12 protein-coding genes are annotated in these 15,251 nt (G+C 69.1%); 5 read left to right on the forward strand and 7 right to left on the reverse strand.

Annotation, left to right across the window (positions count from 1 at the left end):
- The 6 genes from G3N94_RS33890 to G3N94_RS33915 all read right to left on the reverse strand — a co-directional run.
- A partial coding sequence (locus G3N94_RS33890; protein WP_205798162.1) for a LacI family DNA-binding transcriptional regulator occupies positions 1 to 739 on the reverse strand: 739 nt, incomplete at its 3' end.
- A gap of 277 nt (positions 740 to 1,016) precedes the next feature.
- Positions 1,017 to 1,991: an NAD(P)-dependent oxidoreductase gene (locus tag G3N94_RS33895; protein WP_205798164.1), complete on the reverse strand. Its 975-nt coding sequence runs from the start codon at positions 1,989 to 1,991 to the stop codon at positions 1,017 to 1,019.
- A gap of 4 nt (positions 1,992 to 1,995) precedes the next feature.
- Complete coding sequence (locus tag G3N94_RS33900) at positions 1,996 to 3,276, reverse strand: MFS transporter (RefSeq protein WP_205798166.1); 1,281 nt, start codon at positions 3,274 to 3,276, stop codon at positions 1,996 to 1,998.
- Between the two features lie 131 nt (positions 3,277 to 3,407).
- The gene (locus G3N94_RS33905; RefSeq protein ID WP_205798168.1) at positions 3,408 to 4,400 is read right to left on the reverse strand and encodes a sugar kinase; all 993 of its coding nucleotides are present in this window, start codon (positions 4,398 to 4,400) and stop codon (positions 3,408 to 3,410) included.
- Between the two features lie 41 nt (positions 4,401 to 4,441).
- A complete protein-coding gene (locus G3N94_RS33910) occupies positions 4,442 to 5,206 on the reverse strand; it encodes a TIM barrel protein (RefSeq protein WP_205798170.1) in 765 nt (254 codons plus the stop codon).
- Between the two features lie 130 nt (positions 5,207 to 5,336).
- A complete protein-coding gene (locus tag G3N94_RS33915; protein WP_205798172.1) occupies positions 5,337 to 6,230 on the reverse strand; it encodes a LysR family transcriptional regulator in 894 nt (297 codons plus the stop codon).
- 114 nt (positions 6,231 to 6,344) lie between these two features.
- On the opposite strand from G3N94_RS33915, the gene G3N94_RS33920 reads away from it, so the two are divergent.
- Together G3N94_RS33920 and G3N94_RS33925 are read left to right on the forward strand one after the other, a co-directional pair.
- Positions 6,345 to 7,412: a YeiH family protein gene (locus tag G3N94_RS33920; protein ID WP_205798174.1), complete on the forward strand. Its 1,068-nt coding sequence runs from the start codon at positions 6,345 to 6,347 to the stop codon at positions 7,410 to 7,412.
- 103 nt (positions 7,413 to 7,515) lie between these two features.
- Complete coding sequence (locus tag G3N94_RS33925; RefSeq protein ID WP_205798184.1) at positions 7,516 to 9,249, forward strand: ClcB-like voltage-gated chloride channel protein; 1,734 nt, start codon at positions 7,516 to 7,518, stop codon at positions 9,247 to 9,249.
- Positions 9,250 to 9,295: 46 nt separating this feature from the next.
- Here the strand turns inward: G3N94_RS33925 and G3N94_RS33930 are convergent, their stop codons facing one another.
- A complete protein-coding gene (locus tag G3N94_RS33930) occupies positions 9,296 to 9,916 on the reverse strand; it encodes a TetR/AcrR family transcriptional regulator (RefSeq protein ID WP_205798176.1) in 621 nt (206 codons plus the stop codon).
- A 178-nt stretch (positions 9,917 to 10,094) separates the two neighbouring features.
- Between G3N94_RS33930 and G3N94_RS33935 the strand changes: the two genes are divergently transcribed.
- The 3 genes from G3N94_RS33935 to G3N94_RS33945 form a co-directional block, all read left to right on the forward strand.
- On the forward strand, positions 10,095 to 11,222 hold the full coding sequence (locus G3N94_RS33935; protein WP_205798178.1) for an efflux RND transporter periplasmic adaptor subunit: 1,128 nt from the start codon (positions 10,095 to 10,097) through the stop codon (positions 11,220 to 11,222).
- Positions 11,219 to 14,482 (forward strand): efflux RND transporter permease subunit, encoded by a 3,264-nt coding sequence (locus tag G3N94_RS33940; protein ID WP_205798180.1) that lies wholly within the window; start codon positions 11,219 to 11,221, stop codon positions 14,480 to 14,482. The genes G3N94_RS33935 and G3N94_RS33940 overlap by 4 nt, the downstream gene beginning before the upstream one ends.
- 2 nt (positions 14,483 to 14,484) lie before the next feature.
- Positions 14,485 to 15,251: TolC family protein (locus G3N94_RS33945; RefSeq protein WP_205798182.1), on the forward strand; the 767-nt coding region annotated here is incomplete at its 3' end.

Consider the following 15,251-nt stretch of genomic DNA (forward strand, 5'->3'; position numbering starts at 1 on the left):
CGACTCGCGCGTCGAGCTCCGCGAGCGCGGCCGCGGTCGCGTCCGGCGCGTTCAGGTCGAGCACGACGGTCGCCGATGCGTTCCGGCCGCGCGCCGCGAGCGCCGCATGAAACGCCGCCTCGCGCAGGCGCCGCGAGCTCACGTGCGCGTATGGCTGCACGACGAAATGGATCGCGTCGAAGCCGCGCTCGACCAGGTGGGCGACAACCGTCTCGACCGCGTCGGCATTGTCGAGGCCGATCAGGTCGGCTTCGAAGCCTTCGACCGTGCGGTCGACGAGCACCGCCGGAATCCCGCCGCCGCGCAGCGGACGCAGCACGTCCTCCTCGGCGCCGAGCGCATTGACGATCAGGCCTTCGACCCGGTACGTGGTGAGCAGCTGCAGGAAGCGGCGCTCCATCTCGACTTCGTTCGCTGCGTGACAGATCAGCGGCATGTAGCCGAGCGCATGGCACGCGGCCTCGACGCCCTGCAACACTTCGACGGTATACGGATTGGTGAGGTCGGCCGCGAGCATGCCGAGCAGCCGGTTGCGGCCGCGCTTCAGGCCGCGCGCCATCTGGTTCGGCCGGTAGTTCAGCCGCGCGATCGCCGCTTCGATCCGCTGGCGCAGATCGGCGGACAGCACGCGCGTCTCGCCGTTCAGATAGCGCGACACGCTGGTCTTGCCGGTGCCGGCCTCGCGCGCAACGTCGCTGATCGTCGCGGGACGCGCGGTGGAGGATTGCGATTCGGTCACTGTCGTGCCTCGCGACAAACGGCCCGCGCCGCTTCGTGAGCGGACGAACCTTTGTTGTTGGTTAAGGAAGCCAACTGGCGGTCTCTCCTGTCGACCAGAGGAGCCACATCGTAACCGGCGGCGGACCCGGCAGCAGCCATGCCCCGGGCTTCGATGCGACGAGCGGGCGATCATAACGCAGCCTGTGGTCCGCCACCAAGACCATCGACTCTAACGGCCCCCGAATCCGTTCGCGGCGCGCGTCCCGGCCCTCACTGTCCATCCACCGGCGGTCCGCTCAGCCCGCGCGCGCCGACGCCAGCACGTCCGGATTCACGAGGTTCCCGCGCAGCGTGCCGGCCAGCGCGCCGACCAGGTTCTCCGCGGCGCAGCGCGCCATCGCGTGCCGCGTCTCGTGCGTCGCGGAGCCGATATGCGGCAGCGCAACCACGTTCTTCATCTGCAACAGCGGCGAATCAGCCGCGAGCGGCTCCGTTTCGAACACGTCGAGGCCCGCGCCGCGGATCGTGCCTGCGCGCAGCGCGTCGATCAGCGCGGCCTCGTCGACGACCGGCCCGCGCGACGCGTTGATCAGGATCGCGCCACGCTTCATCTTCGCGAGTTCGGCGGTGCCGATCAGGTGGCGCGTGTCATCCGACAGCGGCACTTGCAGGCACACGAAATCGGACTCGGCGAGCAGTTCGTCGAGCGTCACGCGGCGGGCGCCGTATTGCGCTTGCGCGTCCGCGTGCACGCTGCGGTTCGTGTACAGCACCTGCATCCGGAAGCCGAGCGCCGCACGGCGCGCGACCGCCGCGCCGATCCGCCCGAGCCCGACGATGCCGATCGTCTTGCCCTGCACGTCGGTGCCGTACAGGTCCGGCCCGATGCTGCGGTGCCAGTGGCCAGCCTTCACCCACTCCGCCAGCTCGACGACACGCCGCGCGGACGCGAGGATCAGCGAGAACACGGTGTCGGCGGTCGACTCGGTCAGCACGTCCGGCGTGTGCGCGAGCACGATCCCGCGCCGCGTCAGGTCCGCGACGTCGAAGTTGTCGTAGCCGACCGAGATCGTCGACCACGCCTTCAGCCGCGGCGCACGGTCGAGCATCGCCGGCGGGATCCTGACGCTCGCGCCGATCGCGCCGTCGGCGCTCTCGAGCGCGTCCGCGAGCGCGTCGGCGCCGTCGGCCTGAACGACGTCCGCGTGCTCGCGCAGGTACGCGAGGACGTCGTCGGGCAGCGGCTTGTAGGCGACGATACGAGGCTTCATTGTTTCACTTTCCTTGCAGCGGCGCGGCGAGCGGATGCGTATCGCGCGCCTGGGGTTTGACGGACAGCGTGAGGATCACCGCGACGACGAGCGCCGCGCTCATGAACGCATACGATGCAACGGGCGAGCCGGTCGCGCCGTTCAGGTAGCCGACGAAATACGAGCCGACGAACGAGCCGAGCGCACCCATGCTGTTGATCAGCGCCATTGCGCCGCCCGCGACGTTCTTCGGCAGCAGCTCCGGCACGATCGCGAAGAACGGGCCATACGGCGCGTACATCGCGGCGCCCGCGACGACGAGCAGTGCATACGAGATCCAGAAGTGCGTCGAGCCGAGCGCGTACGATGCGGCGAACGCGGCCGCGCCGATCAGCAGGAACGGCCACACGAAGCCGCGCCGCGAGCCGAGCCGGTCGGACGCCCACGACGCGACGAGCATCGCGATCGTCGCCGCCAGGTACGGCAACGCGGACAGCCAGCCGGTCGCGACCATCCCGAGCGCGGAACCGTTCTTGACGATCGACGGCAGCCACAGCACGAAGCCGTACACGCCGATGCTCCAGCAGAAATACTGCGCACACAGCTTGATCACGGCCGGCGAGCGGAATGCCTCGCCGTAGTTGCGCATCGGCTTGATCGCCGCCTGCTCGGCCGCGAGCGCCGCATCGAGGTCGCGCTTTTCCTGGTCGGTGAGCCAGCTCGACTGCGCGGGCTTGTCCTGCACGAGGAACCACCAGCACACGGCCCAGACGATCGCCGGCACGCCTTCGGCGATGAACATGTGGCGCCAGCCGAATTCATGGACGAGATAGCCCGACACGACCGACATCCACAGCACCGTGACCGGGTTGCCGAGAATCAGGAACGTATTCGCGCGCGAGCGCTCGCTCTTCGTGAACCAGTTGCTGATGTAGATCAGCATCGCCGGCATCACGGCCGCCTCGACGACCCCGAGCACGAAGCGGATCGCCATCAGCGACGGGATGTTGCTGACGACGCCCGTGAGCGCCGCGCACGCACCCCACAGCACGAGGCTCCAGAACACGAGCGTCTTCACGCTGCGGCGCTCCGCGTAGATCGCGCCGGGAATCTGGAAGAAGAAGTAGCCGAGGAAGAACAGCGCGCCGATCAGCGACGACAGGCCCTTGCCGATCCCGAGATCCTGGTTGATGCCGGCCGCCGCCGCGAACCCGTAGTTCGCGCGGTCGAGATAGGCGAGGCTGTACGTGATGAAGACGATCGGCATGATCGTCCACCAGCGTCGCGGGGAGAGAATGGCTGCCATCGTAGTGTCTCCTGTGTTGACCGTATGTCGACCTGGCCTGGCGCGTTGGCGCTTGCTCCGGTCCCATGCAAGGCCGTGCGAATGCACGGCAAGGGAAAGGCGAGTCCGCGGATTGTGCCGTGTCCGGCCTCTCATTGCGCGGCGACGGTTTCCTCTACGCGATCGGGGGAATTGCTGACGGTTTCGAGCCGGTCGAGCTGCGCGCGGGTCGGCAGCCCTTCCGAATCGCCGATCACCTGGATCGCGAGCGCGCCGATCCGGTTGCCGCGCGCGACCGCCTGCTCGACTGCCCGGCCTTCCAGCAGCGCGCTGACCACGCCGACCGCAAAGCCGTCGCCGGCGCCGACCGTGTCGACCACGTTCTCGACGCGCTCGCCCGCCACCGTGCCTGCGTGGCCGTCGGCGGTCATGAAGTACGCGCCGTCCGCGCCGAGCTTGATCACGACACCGCGCGCACCCTGGTCGAGGTAGAAGCGCGCGATATCGGCCGGCGCATCGTGCCCGGTCAGCTGCCGGCCTTCGGCGAGGCCCGGCAGCACCCAGTCGGCGAGCGCCGCAAGCGCGTTCAGCGTGTTCGCCATCACGTCGGCCGACGGCCACAGCGTCGGGCGCAGGTTCGGATCGAACGAAATCGTCTTGCCGGCCGCGCGCATCTCGCGGGCCAGATGAAACGCCAGTTCGCACGATGACGCGGAGATCGCCGGCGCGACGCCCGTCAGGTGCAGGTGGCGCGCGCCGAGCACGTAGTCGGCCACATAGTCGTCGCACGACAGGTGGCTCGCCGCCGAACCCTTGCGGAAATATTCGACGGTCGGATCGCTGCCGTCGTCGTTGCGCGACTTCAGCTGGAAGCCGGTCGGATAGCGCGGATCGACGGCGACGCACGACGCGTCGATGCCTTCGCGCTCGAGCGTGTCGAGCACGTAGCCGCCGAACGAATCGCGGCCGACGCGGCTCAGGTAGCCGACGCGAAAGCCGAGACGGGACAGGCCGATCGCAACGTTCAGGTCGGCACCCGCGATCCGCTTCGTGAATTGCGACGCCAGCGCGAGGTGGCCTGGCTCGGCGGCGACGAACATCGCCATCGCTTCGCCGTAGGTGACGACATCGATTTGCTTGTGCATGTGTGGAATTCCTCTGGATCCTTTGCGCTTTCCTTCGCGCTTCACGCGGCCGCGAGCCACGCGACGCGATGGCACGCATCACCCGCCAGGTCCGCCGCATCGAACGGAAACTCGATCCCGCGCGGCGCATGTTGCGGCAGCACGGCCAGCACCGCGGCGACGAGCGGATCGTGCGCGGCGGGCGCCACCGCGAAACGGCGCGCGCCCTCGCCAACGACGGCCTTGCAATGAATGTATTCGACATGCGGCGCAAGCGCTTGCGCGCATTCAAGCGGTGCTTCGCCCGGCCATTGCCAGTTGCCGATATCGAACGTCATGCCGAGCGCGCGGGGCGCGCCCGCCGCGTCGAGCGCCGCGAACAGGTCGCGGAACTGCGCGAGCGCGCCGCCAACCGGCAACTGGCCGTTCTCGACGACGACCCGCGCGCGCGCCTGCCGCGACAGCGCGACGATGTCCGCCGCGTGCGCATCGCCGGCAAAGCCGCCGAGCTGGAATTTCACGAAACGCGCGCCGAGCGCGTCGGCTTCGGCGAGCGTGTCGCGCAGTGCGTCGGCATCGAGCGCGCCCGCGTCGGTATACAGCGTCGCCGGCGTCGAATAGACCGACCAGAGCCCGTGCGCCGCGAGTTGCGCGCCGAGCGCCGTCAGCGCGTCATGCGCCGCGTCCGCGTCGGACGCGAACAACTCGCGCCGCACCTCGAACCCGGCTGCGCCCGCCTGCGCGGCGGTCGCAACGAATGCCCGGTGGCCCTCCTGACGCACCCGGTCCATCCCGAATGCACTCGCCACGATCACGATGTCTGCCATTTTGCCCTTTTTGACCGGATTGGAACCGGTTCCATTTGCGTGAGACGGATGGTGCGCCTCACCATGGACGCACGCCATAGAGACAATCCCTAGGGTCTGTTTACATTCGCCGCGTCGCGAAATCGACCACTCAGGCCGCGTTCTGCGCGAGGCTCATCGCGAGGAACTGCGCGGCGACCCGCGATGGCGCGCCGCCGTGCGGCACGAGGATCGAGAAATGGCGCGTGAGCGGCGCGGGCGCGAACGGGCGCAACACGAGCGCCGCATCGTCGTGCCGCAGCGACATCGCCGACACGAAGCCGACGCCCATCCCGGCCCGCACGGCCTCCTTCACGGCCTCGACCCCGGCGATCTCGAACGCGACGCGCATCGGTGCGCCCGCGTGCGCGAACGCGCGCTCGACGAGCTGCCGCACGCCCGAGCCCTCTTCCCGCAGCACGAGCGGATACGGCGCGAGCGCATCGAGCGTCACGCCGCCTTCGTGCGCCGGGTCCGCGAGCGGATGCCCGGCCGGCACGATCGCGACGATCTCGTCCTCATGCCACGTGTGGACCGCCGTGCCGGGCGGCAGCGCTTCGCCGGGCGGGCCTTCGATCATCGCGATATCGAGCGACGGCAACGCGGCAACCACGTCCGCGGTGTTGCCGCTCATCGTCTGGATCGCGACCCGCGGCGCGCGCGGCTGGAACTCTGCGATCAGGTACGGCAGCAGATAGCTCGCGGGCGTCGTGCTCGCGCCGATCCGCAGCGTGCCGGCCTCGAGCCCGCGTACCGCATCGCGAAACGCGCGCGCCTGCGCGAACGTGTCGCGCAGCGCCTTCGCGTACTGTGCGAGCTGCTCGCCGGCCGGCGTGAGACGAATGCCGCGGCCGTCGCGCTGGTACAGCGGCTCGCCGAACTCGTCCTGCAGCAGGCGCAGCTGGCCGGACACCGCCGGCTGCGACAGATGCAGCGCGAGCGCCGCACGGCTGATGTTCAGGTGCTCGGCAACCGCCGCGAAAGTTATCAGTTGATCCGGGGTCATGGGGATGAATTATCGGCTTTCCGGATAGTTTACGTCACAAATCACAATTTTTCATATCGATATAACCAAATTAGGATTAGGGCATTGAAATGACGATCCGATCCGGGTTCCATCATGTCTACTGCTCCGACTCCCCATCTCAGCCACGCCGCGCCGTCGATGCGCGGCCAATTGAACGGCGTGCTGTTCGTCGCGCTGTTCGCCGCCGCCGTCACGAGCGTGTCGCAATTGCCCGCGATCGCCGGGCTCGGCCTCTCGCCGCTGATCGTCGGCATCGTCGCCGGCGCGTTGTACGGCAACGCGCTGCGCGACGGCATGCCGGCCAGCTGGGCCGCCGGCGTCAATTTCTCCGCGCGCAAGCTGCTGCGCATCGCCGTCGCGTTCTTCGGGCTGCGCGTGAGCCTGCAGGAAATCGCGCAGGTCGGCCTGCCGGGCCTGACCGTGTCGGTGCTGGTGGTCGTCAGCACGCTCGTGATCGGCACCTGGGCCGGCATGAAGCTGATGAAGCTCGACCGCGATTCGGCACTGCTGACCGCCGCCGGCAGCGCGATCTGCGGCGCGGCCGCCGTGCTCGCGTTCGAATCGACGCTGCAGTCGAAGCCGCACCAGAGCGCGATGGCGGTCGGCAGCGTCGTGCTGTTCGGCACGCTGTCGATGTTCATGTACCCGCTCGCGTACCACGCCGGGCTGCTGAACCTCGACCCGGCCGGCCTCGGCCTGTTCTTCGGCGGCACGATCCACGAGGTCGCGCAGGTGGTCGGTGCGGCGAGCGACGTGAGCCCGCAAGTCGCGCATATCGCGACGATCGTGAAGATGACCCGCGTGATGCTGCTGGTGCCGGTGCTGCTCGTGCTCGGCTGGTGGCTCGCCCGCTCGGCGAAGGCAACGGCCGACGGCGCGCAAGGCAAGCGCAAGATCGCGGTGCCCTGGTTCGCGCTCGGCTTCCTCGGCTTCGTGATCGTCAACTCGCTGAACGTGCTGCCGGCCGACGTCACGCACACGCTCAACGTGCTCGACACCTTTGCGCTGACGATGGCGATGACGGCGCTCGGCATCGAGACCCGCGTGTCGCAGATCCGCGAGGCCGGCCCCCGCGCGCTGACCACCGGCCTGATCCTGTACGTGTGGCTGATCGCCGGCGGCTACGGCATCACCTGGGCCGTGCAACACTGGCTTGGCTGATCCGCGCCACTCCACCGCACGCGCCGCGCCCGCCGGGAAGGTTCTCCCGCGGGCGCGGCGCAGTGCTATGCTTCGCGTCGTTTTCCACGGTCCCCGCTCAGTCGTGCTCTCGTTCCTGCTGAAGCTGCGCACCCGCGCCCAAACGCTGTTCCGCCTGTCGGACGCCCATACGATGCTGATCTGGTCGGTGATCGTCGGGATCGGCGGCGCATTCGCGACGATCGCGTTCCGCGAAGGCATCGCGCTGGTGCAGCACGTGGTCTCGGGCAGCAGCGGCAGCTTCGTCGAGATGGCGAAGCGCCTGCCGTGGTACATGCGCGTCTGGCTGCCCGCCGCGGGCGGTTTCCTCGCCGGCTGCGTGCTGCTGCTCGCGACCCGCAGCGACGCGAAAGCGCGCAAGACCGACTACATGGAGTCGGTCGCGCTCGGCAACGGCGTCGTGCCGGTGCGGCAGAGCCTGTGGCGCAGCGTTTCGTCGCTGCTGACGATCGGCACCGGCGGCTCGATCGGCCGCGAAGGCCCGATGGTGCAGCTCGCCGCGCTCGCCGCGTCGCTCGTCGGCCGCTTCGCGCACTTCGACCCGCCGCGGCTGCGCCTGCTCGTCGCGTGCGGTGCGGCGGCCGGCATCACGTCCGCGTACAACGCGCCGATCGCCGGCGCATTCTTCGTGTCGGAGATCGTGCTCGGCGCGATCGCGATGGAGAGCTTCGGCCCGATGGTGGTCGCGTCGGTGGTCGCGAACATCGTGATGCGCGAATTCGCCGGCTACCGGCCGCCGTACGAGATGCCGGTGTTCCCGGCCGTCGCGGGCCCCGAGGTGCTGCTGTTCGTCGTGCTCGGCCTGCTGTGCGGGGTGCTCGCACCGCAGTTTCTGCACCTGCTCGACGCGTCGAAGAACCAGTTCAAGCAGCTGCCCGTGCCGCTGCCGGTGCGGCTCGCGATCGGCGGTCTGGTCGTCGGCGTGATCTCGGTGTGGATTCCGGACGTGTGGGGCAACGGCTACAGCGTCGTCAACCAGATCCTGCATTCGCCGTGGACCTGGCAGGCGCTCGTCGCGGTGCTGGTGTTCAAGGTGCTCGCGACGGCGGCCACCGCCGGCTCCGGCGCGATAGGCGGGGTCTTCACGCCGACGCTGTTCGTCGGCGCGGTGCTCGGCTCGCTGTTCGGGCTCGGCATGCAGGCGCTGTGGCCGGGCCACACGTCCGCGTACTTCGCGTACGCGATCGTCGGGATGGGCGCGTTCATGGCCGGCGCGACGCAGGCGCCGCTGATGGCGATCCTGATGCTGTTCGAGATGACGCTCAGCTACCAGGTCGTGCTGCCGCTGATGGTGTCGTGCGTCGTCGCGTATTTCGTCGCGCGCGCGACCGGCACGACGTCGATGTACGAGATCACGCTGCGCCACCACCAGGATGCGCAGGAACGCCTGCGGATCCGGACCACCCAGATGCGCGAGCTGATCCAGCCCGCGCAGACGGTCGTGCCGCTCACCGCGAGCGTCGCCGACATGACCCGCGTGTTCCTCGAATATCCGGTGAAGTACCTGTACGTGACCGATGACGCCGGGCGCTTCCGTGGCGCGGTCGCACTGAAGGACATCACGTCCGACCTGCTCGACCGGCGCGAAACGGCCGACAAGACGGCCGCACACTACGTGCACACGCCGTTCCCGCTACTCACGCCCGACATGCCGCTCGGCACCGCGCTCGAGCATTTCATGTGCTTCCAGGGCGAACGGCTGCCGGTGATCGAAAGCGACGCGGAGCCGACGCTCGCCGGCGTCGTCTACAAGACGTCGCTGCTCGACGCGTACCGGCGGATGACCGGCGAGCGCTGAGCGCACGGCCTCCCCGCGCGCCGCCCGCAGCTCGCCGCCCGCAACGTCAGTCAGGCGCGCGCCCCAGCACCGCCCACGAGAAGAACCCCGCGAGCACGGCCTCGGCCGCCTCGGCCGACACCGGCTGCGGATCGGTCGCGTAATACGACTGCACGCCGTCGCACAGGCACATCAGCCCGAGCGCGAGCGTCTCGGCCGGCAGCCGCAGCGGCGTGCCCGAGCGCTCCGCGAACGCGCGGATGATGTCGGCCATCCGCGTGCGGGTCTCCTCCAGGAACTGATTGAACTGCACGCGGAACTTCGGGTCGCGCGCCGCCTGCAGCTTGGCCTCGACCCACAGCAGGAAGCACCGTTTGTCGATGTGCATGCGCCGGTAGTACGCGAGCGCGGTCGCCTCCATCTGCTCGCGCGTGCCGCCGCCCTCGAAGATCTGCCGCAGATCCCCCTGCACGGACGCATGGTCCCGCTCGAGCAGTTCGAGCAGCAGCTCCGCCTTACTGTGGAAATTCGAATAGAACGCGCCCCGCGTATAGCCGGCCACGGCGGCAATGTCCTCGACGCTCGCGGCGACGTAACCTTTCTTCAGAAAAATCGACTGCGCAGCATTCAGCAGACGCTCGCGCGTCTGGTCCTTGCTCTGCTCCCGGGTCAAGCGCATTGGTTTCATGCCGCGAAGTCTAGCACCAATTACCTTTCAAATTCATCTTTGCATTCAGATACAGCACTGTATTAGAATCCACCCCAGCATCCGAAAGATCTTGTCCGCGCGCACCGTGGCGCGCCGCTTGGGGCAAGCGCCCGCCGCTTGCCGGTTTCGTCCCGCACTTACCGCTTCTGGGGGTTTCGTGAATCGCTCCGGTTCCCGTGCTGCGCTGTTCATCGGCGCCGCACTCGTCCTCGCCGCCTGTCATCCGAAAGAATCCGCGCCGCCCGCACCCCGTCCCGTCGTCGCCCAGCCCGCCCGCGCCGACGGCGTCGCGGTGTCGCGCACGCTGCCCGGCGAAATCCAGCCGCGCTACGCGACACCGCTGTCGTTCCGCATCGCCGGCAAGATCGTCGAGCGCAAGGTGCGGCTCGGCGACACCGTGAAGGCCGGCCAGGTCGTCGCGCTACTCGATCCGTCCGACGTCGAGAAGAACGCCGCAAGCGCGCAGGCGCAGCTCGACGCCGCGTCGCACCGCCTCGCATACGCAAAGCAGCAGCTCGACCGCGACCGCGCGCAGGCCCGTGAAAACCTGATCGCGACCGCTCAGCTCGAGCAGACCGAAGATGCGTACGCGTCGGCGCTCGCGCAGCGCGACCAGGCGCAGCAGCAGCTCGCGCTCTCGAAGAACCAGCTCCGCTACGCGACGCTCGTCGCCGATCACGACGGCTACATCACGGCCGAGCAGGCCGACACCGGCCAGAACGTGTCCGCCGGCCAGCCCGTCTACCAGCTCGCGTGGGCCGGCGACGTCGACGTCGTCAGCGACGTGCCGGAAGCCGCGCTCGCGTCGCTCGCGCCGGGCCACGGCGCGTCCGTCACGCTGCCGTCGCTGCCGGGCCGGCAGTTCGCCGCGAAGGTCCGCGAAGTCGCGCCGGCCGCCGATCCGCAAAGCCGCACCTACCGCGTGAAGCTGTCGCTCGAACGGCCCGATCCGGCGATCCGCCTCGGGATGACGGCCGACGTCGCGTTCGACGGCCTGCCGGCCGACAACGACCCCACGACGATCACGCTGCCCGCGACCGCGCTGTTCCACGACGGCCAGCATCCGGCCGTGTGGGTCGTGCGCGCGAAAGACGACACCCTCGAGCTGCGCCGCGTCGACGTTGCGCGCTTCAACGAGCGCACCGTCACCGTGTTCAGCATGACGCAAGGGCGGCAAGGGCTGCAGCCGGGCGAGCGTGTCGTGCTGCAGGGCGTGCACACGGTCAGCGCGGGCGAGAAGGTCCGCGCGATCGCGCCGCTGCACCCGGAGGACTTCGCGTCATGACCGGGTTTCGCGAAGAAGGCCGCTTCAACCTGTCCGCGTGGGCGCTGCGCCACCAGGCGCTCGTCGTCTACCTGATCGTGCTCGCAACGCTCGCGGGCATCCTCGCGTACACGCGCCTCGCGCAATCCGAAGACCCGCCGTTCACGTTCCGCGTGATGGTGATCCGCACGTTCTGGCCGGGCGCGACCGCGCGGCAGGTGCAGGAACAGGTCACCGACCGGATCGGCCGCAAGCTGCAGGAAACCCCGGCGATCGACTTCCTGCGCAGCTACTCGCGCCCCGGCGAATCGCTGATCTTCTTCACGATGAAGGATTCGGCGCCCGTGAAGGACGTGCCGCAGACCTGGTACCAGATCCGCAAGAAGGTCGGCGACATCGGCTATACGCTGCCGCCCGGCGTGCAGGGTCCGTTCTTCAACGACGAGTTCGGCGACGTCTACACCAACATCTACACGCTCGAAGGCGACGGCTTTTCGCCCGCGCAGCTGCACGACTACGCGGACCAGCTGCGCACGGTGCTGCTGCGCGTGCCTGGTGTCGGCAAGGTCGACTATTTCGGCGACCCCGACCAGCGGATCTTCATCGAGGTCAACAACGCGCAGCTCACGCGCGTCGGCATCTCGCCGCAGCAGCTCGGGCAGGCGATCAACGCGCAGAACGACGTGTCGTCGGCCGGCGTGCTGACGACCACCGACGACCGCGTGTTCGTGCGGCCGAGCGGCCAGTTCGACAACGTCGCCGCGATCGCCGACACGCTGTTGCGCATCAACGGCCGCACGTTCCGGCTCGGCGATCTCGCGACCGTGAGGCGCGGCTACGATGAACCGACCGTCACGCAGATGCGTGCGTCCGGCGAAGGCGCGGCCGGTTCAAGCGCTACCGGCAAAGGTGCGACCGGCAAAGGTGCGACTGGCCAACGCGCGGCTGGCAAGGCCGTGCTCGGGATCGGCATCACGATGCAGCCGGGCGGCGACGTGATCCGCCTCGGCAAGGCGCTCGACGGGCAATTGAAGGCACTGCAGGCGCAACTGCCGGCCGGCCTCAAGCTGACCGAAGTGTCGAGCATGCCGCACGCGGTCGCGCGCTCGGTCGACGACTTCGTGGAAGCCGTCGCCGAAGCCGTCGCGATCGTGCTGGTCGTGAGCCTCGTGTCGCTCGGCCTGCGCACCGGGATGGTCGTCGTGATCTCGATCCCGGTCGTGCTCGCGGTCACCGCGCTCTTCATGTACCTGTTCGATATCGGCCTGCACAAGGTGTCGCTCGGCACGCTGGTGCTCGCGCTCGGCCTGCTCGTCGACGACGCGATCATCGCGGTCGAGATGATGGCCGTGAAGCTCGAGCAAGGCTACAGCCGCGCGCGCGCCGCCGCGTTCGCGTACACCAGCACCGCGTTCCCGATGCTGACCGGCACGCTCGTCACCGTGTCGGGCTTCCTGCCGATCGCGCTCGCGAAGTCGAGCACCGGCGAGTACACGCGGTCGATCTTCGAGGTGTCGGCGATCGCGCTGATCGCGTCGTGGTTCGCGGCGGTCGTGCTGATCCCGCTGCTCGGCTTCCATCTGCTGCCCGAGCGCAAGAAGCATGCGCACGAAGCGCACCTGCCTGACCAGCACGACCACGACCACGAGCACGACATCTACGACACGCGCTTCTACACGCGGCTGCGCGGCTGGATCCACTGGTGCATCGAGCGGCGCTTCGTCGTGCTGCTGATCACGGGCGCCCTCTTCGTCGTGTCGCTGATGGGCTTCTCGCACGTGCCGCAGCAGTTCTTCCCGAGCTCCGACCGCCCCGAGCTGCTGGTCGACCTGCGGTTGCCCGAAGGCGCGTCGTTCGCGGCGACGCTGCGCGAGACCGAGCGCCTCGAGCAGACGATCGCCGGACGCCCCGAGATCGATCACTCGGTCAATTTCGTCGGCAGCGGCGCGCCGCGCTTCTACCTGCCGCTCGACCAGCAGCTGCAGTTGCCGAACTTCGCGCAGTTCGTGATCACCGCGAAATCGGTCAAGGATCGCGAGAAGCTCGCGAGCTGGCTCGAAACCACGATGCGCGAACGGTTCCCGGCCGTGCGCTGGCGCCTGTCGCGGCTCGAGAACGGGCCGCCCGTCGGCTATCCCGTGCAGTTCCGCGTGAGCGGCGACGACATCGCGACCGTGCGCGGCATTGCCGAGAAAGTCGCGGCGACGACGCGCGGCGACGCCCGCACGGTGAACGTCCAGTTCGACTGGGACGAGCCGGCCGAGCGCTCGGTGCGCTTCGAGCTCGACCAGAAGAAGGCGCGCGAGTTGAACGTGACGTCGCAGGACGTGTCGAGCTTCCTCGCGATGACGCTGTCCGGCACGACGGTCACGCAATACCGCGAGCGCGACAAGCTGATCGCGGTCGACTTGCGCGCGCCGCAGGCCGACCGCGTCGATCCTGCGAAGCTCGCGGGCCTCGCGCTGCCGACGCCGAACGGCCCTGTGCCGCTCGGCTCGCTCGGCCGCTTCAAGCCGACGCTCGAATACGGGGTGATCTGGGAGCGCGACCGCCAGCCGACGATCACCGTGCAGTCGGACGTGCGCGCGGGCGCGCAGGGCATCGACGTCACGCATGCGATCGACGGCAAGCTGAATGCGCTGCGCGCGCAGTTGCCGGTCGGCTACCGGATCGAGATCGGCGGCCCGGTCGAGGAAAGCGCGAAGGGGCAGAATTCGATCAACGCGCAGATGCCGCTGATGGCGATCGCCGTGTTCACGCTGCTGATGATCCAGCTGCAGAGCTTCTCGCGCGTGCTGATGGTCGTGCTGACCGCGCCGCTCGGGCTGATCGGCGTCGTCGGCACGCTGCTGCTGTTCGGCCAGCCGTTCGGCTTCGTCGCGATGCTCGGCGTGATCGCGATGTTCGGGATCATCATGCGCAACTCGGTGATCCTCGTCGATCAGATCGAGCAGGACATCGCGGCCGGCCACGGACGCTTCGACGCGATCGTCGGCGCGACCGTGCGCCGCTTCCGGCCGATCACGCTGACTGCCGCAGCCGCGGTGCTCGCGCTGATCCCGCTGTTGCGCTCGAACTTCTTCGGGCCGATGGCGACCGCGCTGATGGGCGGCATCACGAGCGCGACCGTGCTGACCCTGTTCTACCTGCCGGCGCTGTACGCCGCGTGGTTCCGCGTGAAGAGCGGCGAGCGCGATGCGCCGGACAGCCATCCGCCGCACGACGGCGAAGGCGGCCCGTCAGGCGGCAGCACGCCGCCCGCCACGCCGTCGGGAGCCTGATGATGAAACTGTCGATGAACCTGATGACCAGGACCGTGCGCGCGATGGCCGCCGCCGGCCTCGTGTCGCTCGCCGGCTGTGCGTGGTTCGGCCCGAGCGGCGAGCCGCCCGCGATGCCGTCGCCCGCGCACTACGGCGCGGCGCCGCAAGCCGAGCAGACGGTCGCCGCGCAAGGCGTCGCGCAGCAGTTCGAGGTCGGCGCGCAGCCGGTGCCCGACTGGTGGCGCGAGTACCGCTCCGAGCCACTGAACGCGCTCGTCGACGAAGGGCTGCGCAACAGCCCGACGCTCAGCGCCGCATCGCACACGCTGAACGCGGCGCGCGAGCAGCTGCGCGCGCAGATCGGCAGTTCGATGCTGCCGTCGATCGACGCGGGCGGCCAGGCCACGCGCCAGCGTGCACTCGGCGTGCCGATTCCAGCGCTCGGCGCGCCGACGCTGCTGTACGACACGTTCGTCGGCCAGATCGAGGCGCGCTATACGATCGACCTGTTCGGCGCCGCGCGCTTCGCGAATCGCGCACTCGAGAACCGCGTCGACGTCAGCGCGTTCCAGCTCGACTCCGCGCGACGCGCGCTCGCCGCGAACATCGTCACCGCGTCGATCACTGCGTCGGTCCTGAACGCGCAGATCGACACGACCGAGCGGCTCGTCGCGCTCGCCGACGCGCAGGCGCACGACGCCGAGCGCCGCTACGCGCTCGGCGCCGGGTCGCGCACCGACGCGCTGAACGCGCAGCAGAGCGCGGCCACGTTCGCGGCCAGCCTGCC

Origin of the sequence: Burkholderia sp. Ac-20353 (assembly GCF_017104785.1) — a bacterium.
Lineage (GTDB): Bacteria > Pseudomonadota > Gammaproteobacteria > Burkholderiales > Burkholderiaceae > Burkholderia.